This is a genomic window from Pseudomonas sp. G7(2022) (assembly GCF_052660475.1).
Genome location: NZ_CP109659.1, coordinates 2,175,176 through 2,189,403 on the forward strand (window position 1 = coordinate 2,175,176; position 14,228 = coordinate 2,189,403).

A 14,228-nucleotide genomic window follows, 5' to 3' on the forward strand; every position below is an offset into this window, starting at 1 on the left:
TATCCGTCTGTAGGCTGCACTGTGCCATTTACCTGGGTTGACTGGGCGATCGTTGTAATCATCGCCATCTCCGCATTGATCAGTTTGAGCCGCGGCTTCGTCAAAGAAGCGTTGTCGCTCGTGACCTGGATCATCGCAGGAGCTGTTGCCTGGATGTTCGGTGGCTCACTGTCCGAGTACCTCGCCGGATACATTCAAACTCCATCGGCTCGTGTGATCACGGGCTGTGCCATCATGTTTGTCGCCACACTGATCGTGGGCGCAATGATCAATTATCTTATCGGCGAGTTGGTTCGCGTCACCGGGTTGTCCGGGACCGATCGATTCCTCGGCATGGCCTTCGGCGCTGCGCGTGGCGTGTTGCTGGTGGTCGTGGCGGTCGGGCTGTTGAGCCTGGGGCCGGTACAGCAGGACGGGTGGTGGAAAGAATCACAGCTCGTGCCAAAGTTTCTATTGGTCGCAGACTGGTCCAAAAACCTGATTCTCGGGTGGAGCAGTCAGTGGCTTGCCAGCGGAATCAGCGTACCCGCTGATATTCCGTTCAAGGAGCAACTCTTGCCGTCGGCCAAAACGCCTCAGTGAGTGTTGTTCAGTTCAGATCCATTAAGTAGGGGTTGCGTCGCATGTGTGGCATCGTCGGTATCGTCGGTAAGTCGAACGTCAATCAGGCGCTGTATGACGCGCTAACCGTGCTCCAGCACCGCGGCCAGGACGCTGCCGGTATCGTGACCAGCCATGATGGCCGGTTGTTCTTGCGCAAGGACAATGGCCTGGTGCGTGACGTGTTTCAACAGCGTCACATGCAGCGCCTGGTCGGCCACATGGGTATCGGCCACGTCCGTTACCCGACTGCTGGCAGCTCGACATCGGCCGAGGCGCAGCCGTTCTACGTCAACTCGCCTTACGGCATTACCCTGGCGCACAACGGCAACCTGACCAACGTTGAACAGTTGGCCAAAGAGATCTACGAATCCGATCTGCGTCACGTCAACACCAGCTCCGACTCGGAAGTGTTGCTCAACGTGTTCGCCCATGAGCTGGCCCAGCGCGGCAAGCTGCAACCGACCGAAGAGGACGTGTTTGCCGCCGTGACCGACGTGCACAACCGTTGCGTCGGTGGTTACGCCGTCGTGGCGATGGTGACCGGTTACGGCATCGTCGGTTTCCGTGACCCGCACGGCATCCGCCCGATCGTGTTCGGCCAGCGTCACACCGACGAAGGCGTCGAATACATGATCGCGTCCGAAAGCGTTTCGCTGGACGTGCTCGGCTTCACCCTGATCCGCGACCTGGCGCCAGGCGAAGCGGTTTACATCACTGAAGACGGCAAGCTGCACACCCGTCAGTGCGCGACCAATCCGTCCCTGACCCCGTGCATCTTCGAACACGTCTACCTGGCGCGTCCGGATTCGATCATCGACGGCGTGTCGGTCTACAAGGCCCGTCTGCGCATGGGTGAGAAACTGGCCGAGAAGATCCTGCGCGAGCGTCCTGAGCACGACATCGACGTGGTCATCCCGATCCCGGACACCAGCCGCACTGCCGCGCTGGAACTGGCGAACCACCTGGGCGTGAAATTCCGCGAAGGCTTCGTCAAGAACCGTTACATCGGCCGTACCTTCATCATGCCCGGCCAGGCCGCGCGCAAGAAATCGGTACGCCAGAAGCTCAACGCCATCGAGCTGGAATTCCGCGGCAAGAACGTGATGCTGGTGGACGACTCGATCGTTCGCGGCACCACCTGCAAGCAGATCATCCAGATGGCCCGCGAAGCCGGCGCGAAAAACGTCTACTTCTGCTCGGCGGCTCCGGCTGTGCGCTTCCCGAACGTGTACGGCATCGACATGCCGAGCGCTCACGAACTGATCGCCCACAACCGTTCGACCCAGGATGTCGCCGATCTGATCGGTGCAGACTGGCTGATCTATCAGGACCTGCCTGACTTGATCGAAGCGGTCGGTGGCGGCAAGATCAAGATCGAAAACTTCGACTGCGCGGTGTTCGATGGCAAATACGTCACCGGCGACGTCGACGAGGCTTACCTGAACAAGATCGAACAGGCACGCAACGATGCCTCGAAGGTCAAGACCCAGGCGGTCAGTGCGATCATCGATCTGTACAACAACTGAGTTTCAACCGGCCCTTAGGGGCCGGTTTTGTATCTGGCAAAAGACTTTTATTTATCGAGAACAGGGCAAGGAGTGACAGCATGAGTCAGGAATGGGATGCCGGTCGGCTGGACAGCGACCTCGAAGGCGTAGCGTTCGATACCCTGGCCGTACGTGCCGGTCAGCACCGTACGCCGGAAGGCGAGCACGGTGATCCGATGTTCTTCACTTCCAGCTACGTGTTCCGTACCGCCGCCGACGCCGCAGCACGGTTTGCCGGGGAAGTGCCAGGCAACGTTTACTCGCGTTATACCAACCCGACCGTTCGCTCGTTCGAAGAGCGCATTGCTGCGCTGGAAGGCGCCGAGCAAGCAGTTGCCACGGCGACTGGCATGGCCGCGATCATGGCGGTGGTGATGAGCCTGTGCAGTGCTGGCGATCATGTGCTGGTGTCGCGCAGTGTGTTCGGTTCGACCATCAGCCTGTTCGAGAAGTATTTCAAGCGTTTTGGCGTGGAAGTCGATTACGTGCCGCTGGCCGATCTGTCGGCATGGGACGCAGCGATCAAATCCAACACCAAATTGCTGTTTGTCGAGTCGCCGTCCAATCCGCTGGCTGAGCTGGTGGATATCGCCGCGCTGTCGGAAATCGCGCACGCCAAGGGTGCGATGCTGGTGGTCGACAACTGCTTCTGCACGCCTGCCTTGCAGCAACCGCTGAAGCTTGGTGCAGACATTGTTGTGCACTCGGCCACCAAGTTCATCGATGGCCAGGGCCGTTGCATGGGAGGCGTGGTGGCCGGTCGCAGCGAGCAGATGAAGGAAATCGTAGGCTTCCTGCGTACCGCCGGGCCAACCCTGAGCCCGTTCAACGCCTGGATCTTCCTCAAAGGCCTGGAAACCCTGAACCTGCGGATGAAGGCGCACTGTGCCAACGCACAGCAACTGGCCGAGTGGCTGGAGCAGCAGGACGGCATCGAGAAAGTGCATTACGCCGGTCTCAAGAGTCATCCGCAGCACGAACTGGCCCAGCGTCAGCAGAAAGGTTTTGGTGCGGTCGTCAGCTTCGAGGTCAGGGGCGGCAAAGAGGGCGCCTGGCGCTTTATCGATGCGACCCGTTTGATCTCGATCACCGCCAACCTGGGTGACAGCAAAACCACCATCACTCACCCGAGCACTACTTCCCACGGGCGTCTGGCGCCACAGGAGCGTGAAGCGGCGGGGATTCGTGACAGCCTGATCCGCATTGCGGTCGGTCTGGAAGACGTCGCTGACCTGCAAGCCGACCTGGCGCGCGGTCTGGCGGCGTTGTGATCGAATTGTCCACTCCCAAGACGGGCACTCATGGCCGCGTTGCGCTGGTCACGGGTGCCGCTCGCGGTATCGGTCTGGGGATCGCGGCGTGGCTGATCAGCGAAGGCTGGCAAGTGGTGCTGACGGACCTGGATCGGGCGCGGGGCTCCAAGGTGGCGAAGGTGCTCGGCGAAAACGCCTGGTTTATCGCCATGGATGTGGCGGATGAAAGTCAGGTGGCGCTTGGCGTTGCCGAAGTGCTGGGGCAGTTCGGTCGTCTGGATGCGTTGGTGTGCAACGCGGCGGTGGCCGATCCGCACAACATCACCCTGGAAAGCCTTGATCTGGCCTACTGGAATCGGGTGCTGGCGGTGAATCTCAGTGGGCCGATGTTGCTGGCCAAGCACTGCGCGCCGTATCTGCGGGCGCACAACGGGGCGATCGTCAATCTGGCCTCGACCCGTGCGGCGCAATCGGAACCCGATACCGAAGCCTATGCGGCGAGCAAGGGCGGCTTGCTGGCGTTGACTCATGCGCTGGCAATCAGCCTCGGGCCCGAGATTCGGGTCAACGCGGTCAGTCCGGGCTGGATCGACGCGCGGGATCCCTCTGCGCGGCGTGCGGAGCCGCTGACCGATATCGACCATGCTCAGCATCCGGCGGGCCGGGTAGGGACGGTCGAGGATGTGGCGGCGATGGTGGCCTGGCTGCTGTCGAAAAATGCAGGGTTTGTGACGGGGCAGGAATTCGTGGTCGACGGCGGCATGACCAAGAAGATGATTTACTCGGAATGACATGTTTTTGTCTTTTTGAGAAAAACTTCAATCCTGCTATTGACTTAGGTTCGCTACCTGCGTAAATTTCGCGGCCTCGGAGATGCAAACGGGTGATTAGCTCAGCTGGGAGAGCGTCTGCCTTACAAGCAGAATGTCGGCGGTTCGATCCCGTCATCACCCACCACTCCCGAGATACTTGTGTAAACAAGAGCGTAGGCTGAAAGTGCCTGCACCGACGCGCAGCGGTAGTTCAGTCGGTTAGAATACCGGCCTGTCACGCCGGGGGTCGCGGGTTCGAGTCCCGTCCGCTGCGCCATATTCAACGAGTCAGACACTGTCTGGTTCGTGATTGAAAAGCACCGAAGCTTTCAGTCAAACGAGTTACTTGAGCATCAGCTCAAAGCGATACGCAGCGGTAGTTCAGTCGGTTAGAATACCGGCCTGTCACGCCGGGGGTCGCGGGTTCGAGTCCCGTCCGCTGCGCCATATCTGTTTCAAGGACCACTGAACGCCTTGAAACACCGAAAGCAACCTCTGGTTGATTCGGCATCGATAGCAAAGACCCTGGTCGAAAGACCGGGGTTTTTTGTGTCTGAAATTTGACCTCCCCCACATTCCTCCTTTGTTGTCCAGCAACGAGCGTAAGCCTTGGCTCGTTTTATACCGCCCGGCAATCTCCCCTGCGTCCATGGGTTGCTGCGATGCGATGTCGCATTGATTTTTGATTCTTTGGTCAAATTTTTGTAACTGGTTGTTTGCTGCGAGCTCAGAAACCTATAAAGTTAACCTTTCGGTCAGCTTTGCACTGTCATCACGCCCTTTGCTTCGTCAAAAAGGGCTTCTGCAAGACTCGAGATTCCCAGTAGATAACCAGAAGGGCGGATCCATAACCGTCCAGAGGATGATCCATGTCCAACCGTGAAATATCCCGGCGCTCGTTCCTTCAGGGCGGGCTGGTGGCGGGTGTGAGCGTTACGCTCACGCCGCTCAGCAGTCAGGCGCTGGCTGCCTTGATGGAAAACAGCGTGACCGTGCCGTCCGAGCAGTGGCTCGGCAACAACGGCAAGGCGCGCCAGCGTAACGATGCCTTGTCCAAGGTCTGCGGCAGCAAGGTGTTTGCCCGCGACATCCGCTCCAAGGACATGCCGGGCTGGCCCCAGCAGCAAGGTCACGCCATGCTGCTGAAAACCATCAAGGCCGACCGCATTTACGAAGGCTATGATCTGTCGTGGCTCGGCGCCGATCTGCAGCCTGACTGCATCGTCACCGCTGCCGACCTGGACAAGGACGGCATCGTGTTCCCCGAAGAGCACGCGCCGGATCCCCTGCTGCCGGAAGGCAAGGTGCCGATGTTCATCGGCCACCCGGTTGCGATCCTTATCTGGAACGACTTCGAGCGTTTCCGTCAGGCCAAGAACAAGCTCAAATTCAATGAAAAAGCGATTCGTTACGGTGCAAAAGTGCCGTTCTACGAAGGCGATCCCTATGGCAGCTTCCGCTACGTGCGCGTCGGTGGCCCGACCTCGGCGGACGAAGACGAGTTCGCCAGCCTCAAGGATTCGATCCTGTTCCCGATGCTCAAAAACCGTCGCCCGGTGTGGAATTCCCAGCCGAACCTGCATGGCAACCTGACCGAGCGCGGCCTGTTCTACGCTGACCGCATGAAGAAAGAGATCGACACCCCGCCGGACAACTGGCTGGTGTTCGACGAGCGTTACAAGACCCCGTCGATCGAACCGGCCGCGATGGAGCCGGACAACGGCAACGGCTGGTACGACCCAGCCACCAAGACCCTGCATTTCGTCGTCGCCACCCAGTGCCCGCTGGAAGCGGCAACCGAGACCGCGAAGATGATCTCGCCGTCGCGTTTCGGCCTGGCCAACCTGAACATGCATCCGGGTTACACCGTCGGCTACGGCTCCAAGGACCACAACATTTTCGTCTACTACGCGGCCCTGGCGGCGTTGTACGGCGCAGGTGTGCCGATTCGCCTGGCCAACGACCGTTACGAGCAGTTCCAGAGCGGTATCAAGCGCCACCCGTTCGATATTCGCTATCAGTTGGCAGTAGACAAGACCGATCACAGCTTCAAGATTTTCCGCGCCGAGATGAGCGTCGACGGTGGCGGTCGGATCAACTACAGCCCGTCGGTAGCGGCCGTTGGCGCTACGGCGGCGCAGTCGATCTACTACATGCCGCAGAACGACTTGCAGGTTACCGCTTACCACTCTCGCGCCGTTGAAGCGGGTTCGATGCGCGGCTACGGCACGCTGCAGAGCATGGCCTCCACCGAAATGATGGTCGACGAAATCGCCGACCGCCTCGGTGTCGATGCCATCGATCTACGTCGCAAGAACGCGCTGCGTTCCGGGATGAAAAATACCCAGGGCGCGATCCCGGCCGGTGCGTTGCGCCTGCACGAGATTCTCGACAAGGCTTCGCTGCACGAAGTCTGGAAAAACCGCGACGCTATCAAGAAACAGCGTGAAGCGGCGGATCCGGACAACTGGTATGGCGTGGGTTTCGCCATTTGCCAGAAAGATTTTGGCACCGGTTCCGAAGCACCGATGGCCAGCATCGAATTCACCGCTGAAGGGCGCATTTCCCTGCGTCATATCGGCATCGAGATCGGCACCGGCATGTCCACTTCGCAAGCCCTGGTGGTCGCCGATTTCCTCGGCAGCCCGGCGCATGATGTGAAGACCGGCGAAACCGAATGGAAGGAAATGCAACTGGTCACCGCCGGCAACCCTTACATCATGAGCCAGGCCGAGCAGGACAACTTCCTGCGTAACCCGCGCTGGGTCGGCAAACTGGCGTCGGCCTCGTCCGCGACCAACTCCGCCTACTACTTCAGCCACGCCACCCGTGAAGCGGCGCGCGTGCTGTTCAATCACGGTCTGTGGCCGGCGGCGCTGGAGATCTGGCGTCAGGGCCCGTACGGCGGCCAGGCCAACCCCTACGTGGTGCGCCGCGAAGACGCGCATTGGGTCGACGGCAAACTGACCGCCAACGGCATGCAGCCACTGAGCTTTGAAGAGCTGGCCAAGCGTGCCCACGAGCGCGGTCTGGTCACCGGCGCCACGGTTCACGGTTTCAACCGCTGGAGCTGGGCCGAAGCCGAATACAGCATCGACGGCGTGCGCGAGCGTCTTCCGCTCGACGGTCTGGCGGTGAAATACGGTGATGGTGCGCCAAAAGCGAAAAAGGCACAGATGACCAGCGCCGGTTTCCATTTGCTGGATCGGCAGAACATCGCCTATCCGGTGGTTCAGTTGAACAACGCCGCCGTGACCTATTACAGCCCGGTCGCAACGCTGGTCGAGTTGAAGGTCAACAAAGGGTCGGCAGAAGTCGAAGTGCTCAACCATCACTCGTGGCTGGAATGCGGCCGGGTGCTGGTCGAGGAACTGGTTCGTGGCCAGCTCGAAGGCGGGATCGCCATGGGCATCGGTCACGCCTTGATGGAAGAGATGCCGCTGTACGAGGGCGGCCCGGGGGAGGGTGACTGGAACTTCAACCGTTATCGCCTGCCGATGGCGCGCCATGTGGCGGTGTGGAAGCAGACGTCGGAAATCCTGCCGCCGCTGTCGCCAAGCGACCCGTCCAAAGGCATCGCCGAAGTGGTGATGATCCCGGTGGTCGGCGCCATCGGTAACGCCGTGGCCCACGCCATCGGCAAACGTGTCCGCGATCTTCCAATCACTGCTGCGCGCATCAAGGAGGCCCTCAATGGCTAACCGTCCGCTTCAACTGACCCTCAACGGTCAATCCGTCGGTCCGGTGGACATCCCTGATGACCTGCCGATGATCGATTACCTGCACGAATACAAGAACCTCACCGGTTCGCGCCTGGGCTGCGGCCAAGGCATCTGCCACGCCTGCGTGGTGATCGTCGACAACCCGGACGGCACCAGCGAAGAAGTGCGCACCTGCATCACCGGCGCGCATTACTTTGAGGGCAAGAAGGTCCGCACCATCGAAGGCCATGCCAAGCGTGACGAGCAAGGCCAGGTCACCGAGCTGAACCCGATCCAGCAGCGTTTCGTTGATGAATTCGCCTTCCAGTGCAGCTACTGCGCACCGGGCTTCGTCAACGCCGCGACCGTGCTGGTGGAAAAGCTGCAGCGCCAGCCGATCGTCAAAAGCAAGCTGGAACAAGTCATCGAGGACAGCCTCGGCCATCACATCTGCCGTTGCACCGGGTACGTGCGTTACTACAACGCCACCCGCAACGTGCTGACCGATCTCGGCCTGGTCAAGGAGGGTTAAGCATGAAGCGTTTATTGACCCGCCTGACCCTGGCGGTCGGTTTTGCCGTGCCTGTGCTCGCGGCCCATGCGGATGATCAGGTCAAGCGCGGCGAATACCTCGCCCGCGCGGCCGACTGCATGGCGTGCCACACGGCGCCCGGGGGCGCGCCGTTTGCTGGCGGCCTGCCAATCGTGTCGCCGTTCGGCACGATCTACGGCACCAATATCACGCCGAGCAAGGAGCACGGCATCGGCCTGTACAGCGATGACGAGTTTTTCGCGGCACTCACCGAAGGCAAGCGTCGTGACGGCGCCAACCTGTATCCGGCGATGCCGTACACCTCGTATCACTTGATGCCGCGTGAGGATTCGGATGCGATTCACGCGTATCTGAAAACCATCGAGCCGATCGAGCGTGCAGCCCCGGTGACGAGCCTGAGCTTTCCGTTCAACGTGCGTCCGGGTCTGATGGGCTGGAACATGATGTACGGCAAAGCCTTGAAGCTGGAGCCGGCCGAAGGCAAAAGCGACGCCTGGAAGCGCGGCCAGTACATGGTCGAAGTGCTCGGCCATTGCGGCGAATGCCATACGCCACGTGGCCTGCCTGGCGCGATGCAGTTGGACAAGCGCCTGACCGGCGGCATCCTCAACGGTTACCTGGCGCCGAGTCTGCTGGCGACGGATCTGGCGGCGCGCGGCTGGAATCATCAGGACCTGAGCACGTTCCTCAAGCACGGCATGAGTGCCCAGGGCACGATGTTCAACGAGATGTTTACGGTGTTCCACAACAGCACTCAGGGCCTGAATGATCCGGATCTGGCAGCAATGGCAACCTTCCTGCTCGGCGACAAGCCTCCGGCGGCGAAAGAGCTGACCGAAATGCCGGTGGAAAAACTCAGTGTCAGCGCTCAACGCGGTCGTCAGGAATACTTGAACGTCTGCGCCGGCTGTCACGCGGTCGGTGGTGAAGGCAAGCCGCATATTGCGGTGGCCATGCGCGGCAACACCACGCTGCGTCTGGAAGATCCACGCAATCTGGTTCGAGTGATCGAAGACGGTATCGGCGAGCAGAAATTCGCCGGATTCGAACGCATGCAGCCGATGCCCGGTTTTGCCGACAAGCTCGGTGCTGAACAACTGACCGATCTGCTGAACTACCTGCGTCAGGGGTGGGGTGGTCAGTCGGCCGAGCTGGCGGTCAGCGATGTGCAGAAGCTTCGGGCTGATGCGCCATCCATCGAGTACAAGGCGCACTGATCATGCAGCATCTCGATCTGCAGGTTGTGCGCCGGGCGCTGGAATGGTCGACGGCGGGGCAACGCATCTGGCTCTGCACCGTGCTGACGACCTACGGTTCGGCGCCTCGCGCGCCGGGTTCGATGCTGGCGGTGAACGACGGCGGGCAGTGGATCGGGTCGCTGTCCGGTGGCTGTGTCGAGGAAGACTTTCTCGAGCGCGTCGCCGAAGGTGCATTTCTTGATGCAATCAATGTCGTGCGTTATGGCGAAGGTGATGAACCGCGTTCGCGGGTCAGCCTGCCGTGCGGCGGCATTCTCGACGTGCTGGTAGAGAAATTTGACGCCGACTGCGATGTGCAGGCGTATCTGCGTGAACTCGAATCGGCGTTGCTGGGGCAGCGCCGGTTGATTCGCGAGGTCGATCTGACCACGGGCGTGCGTAGCCTGTTTACGGATCGTGAGCAGGGGGCGCGGATCGAGCGTGAAATCGACCGGGTGCGGATCCGTATCGGGGCTGCCCAGCGTTTGCTGCTGGCTGGCTATTCCAGCGTGGCGCAGGCCTGTGCGGAGTTCGCGGTTGGTCTGGGCTTCGAAGTGATTCTCTGCGACCCGCGTGAGGAGGTGCTGGAGGGCGTGGTGCTCAATGGCGTGGAGATCCGCCGGCAATTGCCGTCGGTGTTCATCGCCGATGGTGGCTGTCACCGTGATACGGCGGTGGTGGCGTTGACCCACGATCCGCGCATCGATGATCTGGCGATGATGGAAGCTGTGCGTACCGAAGCGTTCTACATTGGCGTGATGGGTTCGCTGCAGACGTCACAGAAGCGTTTCGAGCGTTTGCGGCGGATTGGCGGTCTGGGGGAGGGTGAGCTGGCGCGGATTCATGCGCCGATCGGTCTTAACCTTGGCAGCAAGACACCGTCGGAAATTGCTTTGGCAGTGCTCGCGGATATCCTGCGGATTCGTAGCGGGATTGCGCGGGATCAGTTGTAATCCGTGCTGAATGTAAAAAGGGCCGCTTTTCAGCGGCCCTTTTTTTGCGCGTCAGAAACCGAGTTTGTCGCGTAATCCGTAGTACCACGCGCCGAGTGCGGCAAACGGTGTGCGCAGCAGTTGCCCACCGGGGAATGGATAGTGCGGCAGGTCGGCAAACGCATCGAAGCGCTCGGCTTGTCCACGTAGCGCCTCGGCCAGTACTTTGCCGGCCAGGTGCGTGTAGGTCACGCCGTGGCCGCTGCAGCCCTGGGAATAATAGATGTTGTCACCCAGGCGCCCGACCTGAGGCAGACGCGACAGGGTCAGCAGGAAATTGCCGGTCCAGGCGTAGTCGATCTTCACGTCCTTGAGCTGCGGGAATGCCTTGAGCATTTTCGGGCGGATGATCGCTTCGATGTTCGCCGGATCCCGCGCGCCATACACCACGCCGCCGCCGAAGATCAGGCGTTTGTCGCCGCTGAGGCGGTAGTAGTCGAGCAGGTAGTTGCAGTCTTCGACGCAGTAATCCTGCGGCAGCAAAGATTTCGCCAGGTCATCGCCCAGTGGCTCGGTGGTGATGACCTGGGTGCCGCACGGCATCGACTTGGCTGCCAGTTCCGGCACCAGATTGCCGAGATAGGCGTTGCCGGCGACGATAATGAATTTGGCCCTGACCTTGCCCTTTGGTGTATGCACGACCGGGTTGGAGCCACGTTCGATGCGCACGGCCGGTGACTGTTCATAGATGGTGCCGCCCAGAGACTCCACGGCAGCGGCTTCGCCGAGTGCCAGATTCAGCGGGTGGATGTGACCGCCGCTCATGTCGAGCATGCCGCCGACGTATTGATCGCAGGCGACCACTTCACGGATACGGCGCTGATCCAGCAGCTCGAGCTGGGTGTGTCCGAAACGCTCCCACAGGCGCTTCTGTGATTCCAGGTGGCCCATCTGCTTGGCAGTGAGGGCGGCGAATACGCCGCCGTCCTTCAAGTCACACTGGATATCGTATTTGGCGACTCGCTCGCGAATGATCCGGCCGCCCTCGAACGCCATCTGCCCGAGCAACTGAGCTTGCTTCGGGCCGACGCTGCGTTCGATCACATCGATGTCACGGCTGTAGCTGTTAACGATTTGCCCGCCGTTGCGTCCCGAAGCGCCGAAACCGACCTTGGCGGCTTCCAGCACGGTCACGCGAAAACCGTTTTCCAGCAGGAAAAGGGCCGAGGAAAGTCCCGTATAACCAGCGCCGATCACACAGACATCCGTCTCCACATCATCCTGCAAGGCTGGACGTGGTGGTACGGCATTGGCCGACGCAGCGTAATAAGACTCTGGGTAAGGGGTGTTCGCCATCCTGCAGCCTCTGTTTAATATATTTTACGAGTGCGGCGATCCTACCCCAGTTGAAAAACCTCCGCCAGCCACCGGGAAATCTTCTTGCGGCGGGTCGAAATTAAATATTTTGCATATTCATAGGGTTAGGTGAAAAAAAGGTGTTGACACCCCTCCGGAATTCCGTAGAATGCCGCCTCACAGCAGGCACGTAGCTCAGTTGGTTAGAGCACCACCTTGACATGGTGGGGGTCGTTGGTTCGAGTCCAATCGCGCCTACCAAACAAAATCCGCTCTGCTGGGCGGTCTGGAAGGGGCCACCGAAAGGTGGGCCCTTTTTTGTTGCCTGCGATTTGCAAAACTTTTGCAAAACCCCATCTCGGAGCGCCAATTCGGCGCCCACCTCACGTACTCGATCGTCCTGTCGCCGTGCCCTCCTGGTAGTGCGTCGTCATCTTCTCGTCCGCGTGCCTCGGCAATGCCTGGATGTATTCCTGCGGGAAGTTACTTGGACGCGTGGTGGAGGGCGATCCTGGCGGCGGATGGTGAGATTGATCTGCGAACTGGCGATGGATTTTCAGAGGTTTATAAATTGAGGTCTTTTTGTTGTTCGTCGTTTTTCCATTGAATCCATGACGCTTGAGTGTGTGGATCGGCGTATTCCCCGCTCGGTAATCGAGGGAGGCTCATCAAGCCGTTCAGATTTTTCAGGCTGTGTTCAAACTCTTCCCGATACATTCGAACAGGCGTTGCGCATGGTTTGGCGCTTTCCAGCCCTGCAATCCGCTTCAGCGCTCTAGCTAGCTTCCTGACATATCGTATCGTGTGGTGCGTATTGGTTATGGCCTTTCTGTTCATGCCATCGAATGGTTGAGTCACCCAAAACTCCATTGGAAATAAGAATTCGGGCTTTTTACGTCAGATCACCTGATGAGAATGTAGGCCTTTTCTGTTTTGTATGAGGGGTCTTTCCTGAAATGACTTTTTGATCTTCGAGATCTCGACGACCATAAAAATAGTGTGGATATTGAAAGGCTTACGATTTTATTGAACCAACCGGTTATCAAAAATACGTTGTTACATACTGAAAAAATCAGTAGTATCCGCCCCGCGTTCACCACCACGGTTTATGCATTTTTAAATCCCAAGCTTCCATCAGCTGCTTGGGATTTTTTTTGCCTGCGATTTGCCTCCTTCAATCGCCATCCTGCCCTTGCTCCTGGCATGCATTGCCCGCCATGGGCGCTGCCGGGCAAAACCATACATTATCGACTACTACTGTCTGGCCGATTTCAATCTCAGTCTGACGGGAGTTCTACAATGCTCGTTCATTGGTTTCTTGCAGCGGTTCATCTACTGGCGTTCGCCCTGGGATTCTGGGCTGTATTGACCCGCGGCACGGCATTCAGTCGTCTGGCTGCCGGGGGTGGTGATGTCGGGCGGGTATTGCTCGCGGATAATCTGTGGGGGATATCGGCATTGGTGCTGCTGGTGAGCGGTGGCATGCGAGCCTTTGGCGGGTATGAAAAGGGTGCCGACTATTATCTGCACCAACCGCTGTTCCACGTGAAGATGACACTGCTTGTGCTGATTCTGGTTCTGGAATTGGCTCCGATGATTACGCTGATCAAATGGCGCATAGCCAGGGGCCGCGGCACCTCGTTCGATAGCGGGCGTGCAAAAGTCTTTGCGCGGATCAGTCATGCTGAAGCGCTGTTGCTGGTGCTGATGGTGATGGCAGCCACCGGGATGGCACGGGGAGTGACATTCGGCTAGGTTGGCACGATTCCTGGCTTCTATTCGGAAACGTCCGACAGCCAACCATTGTGATCATGGTTAGTATCGGTAGCGAAAAAAGAAGACGTGCAGCAAGGGAGTCTGTATGGCCTGCGCCGTCACCAGGGAGGTGGGGGTGGCAAAACGGCGCTCGGTTCTTTAGCCAGTCATTACGCGAAGGTGAACGAACTGGCTACTGACTACGACGGGGCTCAGGGGGTTTGTGGCTTGTCCGGAGCGGTCAGGCCGGCCTGAATGCGCTGGTAAATTTCTTCACGGTGTACGGCAACGTTCTTTGGCGCGTTGATGCCGATGCGAACCTGCTGGCCGCTTACGCCGAGAATGGTGATGGTAATGTCATCACCGATGTTTATGCTTTCACCGACTTTGCGGGTGAGTATCAGCATGGTCTTCTCCTTGATTGCTTTGTAGGGCACCTGATTCAGACAGTGCAGAGGTCGGTGGTACGTATAGATTA

Annotated in this window: 12 protein-coding genes and 4 tRNA genes; 13 read left to right on the top strand and 3 right to left on the bottom strand. The window is 59.3% G+C overall.

Annotated features, from left to right (window positions below):
* Positions 1–21: 21 nt before the first annotated feature.
* The 11 genes from NE357_RS09745 (at position 22) to NE357_RS09795 (ending at position 10,660) form a co-directional block, all read left to right on the top strand.
* Entirely contained in the window at positions 22–582 is a 561-nt protein-coding gene (locus NE357_RS09745) for a CvpA family protein (RefSeq protein ID WP_169429659.1), read from the top strand.
* Between the two features lie 41 nt (positions 583–623).
* A complete protein-coding gene (gene purF, locus NE357_RS09750) occupies positions 624–2,129 on the top strand; it encodes an amidophosphoribosyltransferase (RefSeq protein WP_007956466.1) in 1,506 nt (501 codons plus the stop codon).
* 80 nt (positions 2,130–2,209) lie between these two features.
* Positions 2,210–3,421, top strand: a complete 1,212-nt coding sequence (locus NE357_RS09755; protein ID WP_169429660.1) for an O-succinylhomoserine sulfhydrylase — start codon at positions 2,210–2,212, stop codon at positions 3,419–3,421.
* Entirely contained in the window at positions 3,418–4,194 is a 777-nt protein-coding gene (locus NE357_RS09760) for an SDR family oxidoreductase (protein ID WP_169429661.1), read from the top strand. Before NE357_RS09755 ends, NE357_RS09760 begins: the two co-directional genes overlap by 4 nt.
* A 90-nt stretch (positions 4,195–4,284) precedes the next feature.
* Positions 4,285–4,360 (top strand) — tRNA-Val (locus NE357_RS09765).
* Positions 4,361–4,415: 55 nt separating this feature from the next.
* Positions 4,416–4,492 (top strand) — tRNA-Asp (locus NE357_RS09770).
* A 93-nt stretch (positions 4,493–4,585) separates the two neighbouring features.
* Positions 4,586–4,662, top strand: a tRNA-Asp gene (locus tag NE357_RS09775).
* Between the two features lie 422 nt (positions 4,663–5,084).
* The gene (locus NE357_RS09780) at positions 5,085–7,916 is read left to right on the top strand and encodes a xanthine dehydrogenase family protein molybdopterin-binding subunit (protein WP_169429662.1); all 2,832 of its coding nucleotides are present in this window, start codon (positions 5,085–5,087) and stop codon (positions 7,914–7,916) included.
* Complete coding sequence (locus NE357_RS09785) at positions 7,909–8,448, top strand: (2Fe-2S)-binding protein (protein WP_039771584.1); 540 nt, start codon at positions 7,909–7,911, stop codon at positions 8,446–8,448. The genes NE357_RS09780 and NE357_RS09785 overlap by 8 nt, the downstream gene beginning before the upstream one ends.
* A gap of 2 nt (positions 8,449–8,450) precedes the next feature.
* Entirely contained in the window at positions 8,451–9,686 is a 1,236-nt protein-coding gene (locus NE357_RS09790) for a cytochrome c (RefSeq protein ID WP_169429663.1), read from the top strand.
* A gap of 2 nt (positions 9,687–9,688) precedes the next feature.
* Positions 9,689–10,660: an XdhC family protein gene (locus NE357_RS09795; RefSeq protein ID WP_169429664.1), complete on the top strand. Its 972-nt coding sequence runs from the start codon at positions 9,689–9,691 to the stop codon at positions 10,658–10,660.
* A 51-nt stretch (positions 10,661–10,711) separates the two neighbouring features.
* Here the strand turns inward: NE357_RS09795 and NE357_RS09800 are convergent, their stop codons facing one another.
* On the bottom strand, positions 10,712–11,995 hold the full coding sequence (locus NE357_RS09800) for an NAD(P)/FAD-dependent oxidoreductase (protein WP_169429665.1): 1,284 nt from the start codon (positions 11,993–11,995) through the stop codon (positions 10,712–10,714).
* A gap of 184 nt (positions 11,996–12,179) precedes the next feature.
* Between NE357_RS09800 and NE357_RS09805 the strand changes: the two genes are divergently transcribed.
* Positions 12,180–12,256: transfer RNA gene (locus NE357_RS09805), tRNA-Val, on the top strand.
* A gap of 303 nt (positions 12,257–12,559) precedes the next feature.
* On the opposite strand, the gene NE357_RS09810 is transcribed toward NE357_RS09805, so the two are convergent.
* Complete coding sequence (locus NE357_RS09810) at positions 12,560–12,853, bottom strand: hypothetical protein (RefSeq protein WP_169429666.1); 294 nt, start codon at positions 12,851–12,853, stop codon at positions 12,560–12,562.
* 441 nt (positions 12,854–13,294) lie between these two features.
* On the opposite strand from NE357_RS09810, the gene NE357_RS09815 reads away from it, so the two are divergent.
* On the top strand, positions 13,295–13,750 hold the full coding sequence (locus tag NE357_RS09815) for a DUF2214 family protein (RefSeq protein WP_169432614.1): 456 nt from the start codon (positions 13,295–13,297) through the stop codon (positions 13,748–13,750).
* A 212-nt stretch (positions 13,751–13,962) separates the two neighbouring features.
* Here the strand turns inward: NE357_RS09815 and csrA are convergent, their stop codons facing one another.
* The gene (gene csrA, locus NE357_RS09820) at positions 13,963–14,157 is read right to left on the bottom strand and encodes a carbon storage regulator CsrA (RefSeq protein WP_003179932.1); all 195 of its coding nucleotides are present in this window, start codon (positions 14,155–14,157) and stop codon (positions 13,963–13,965) included.
* Between the last annotated feature and the right edge of the window lie 71 nt (positions 14,158–14,228).

What these genes read in the sequence shown, in the direction of transcription:
- NE357_RS09815 (WP_169432614.1), top strand. Translation starts at nt 13,295, where the DNA reads ATGCTCGTTCATTGGTTTCTTGCAGCGGTTCATCTACTGGCGTTCGCC.
- NE357_RS09800 (WP_169429665.1), bottom strand. Translation starts at nt 11,995, where the DNA reads ATGGCGAACACCCCTTACCCAGAGTCTTATTACGCTGCGTCGGCCAAT.
- NE357_RS09780 (WP_169429662.1), top strand. Translation starts at nt 5,085, where the DNA reads ATGTCCAACCGTGAAATATCCCGGCGCTCGTTCCTTCAGGGCGGGCTG.
- NE357_RS09795 (WP_169429664.1), top strand. Translation starts at nt 9,689, where the DNA reads ATGCAGCATCTCGATCTGCAGGTTGTGCGCCGGGCGCTGGAATGGTCG.
- NE357_RS09755 (WP_169429660.1), top strand. Translation starts at nt 2,210, where the DNA reads ATGAGTCAGGAATGGGATGCCGGTCGGCTGGACAGCGACCTCGAAGGC.
- csrA (WP_003179932.1), bottom strand. Translation starts at nt 14,157, where the DNA reads ATGCTGATACTCACCCGCAAAGTCGGTGAAAGCATAAACATCGGTGAT.
- purF (WP_007956466.1), top strand. Translation starts at nt 624, where the DNA reads ATGTGTGGCATCGTCGGTATCGTCGGTAAGTCGAACGTCAATCAGGCG.
- NE357_RS09785 (WP_039771584.1), top strand. Translation starts at nt 7,909, where the DNA reads ATGGCTAACCGTCCGCTTCAACTGACCCTCAACGGTCAATCCGTCGGT.
- NE357_RS09790 (WP_169429663.1), top strand. Translation starts at nt 8,451, where the DNA reads ATGAAGCGTTTATTGACCCGCCTGACCCTGGCGGTCGGTTTTGCCGTG.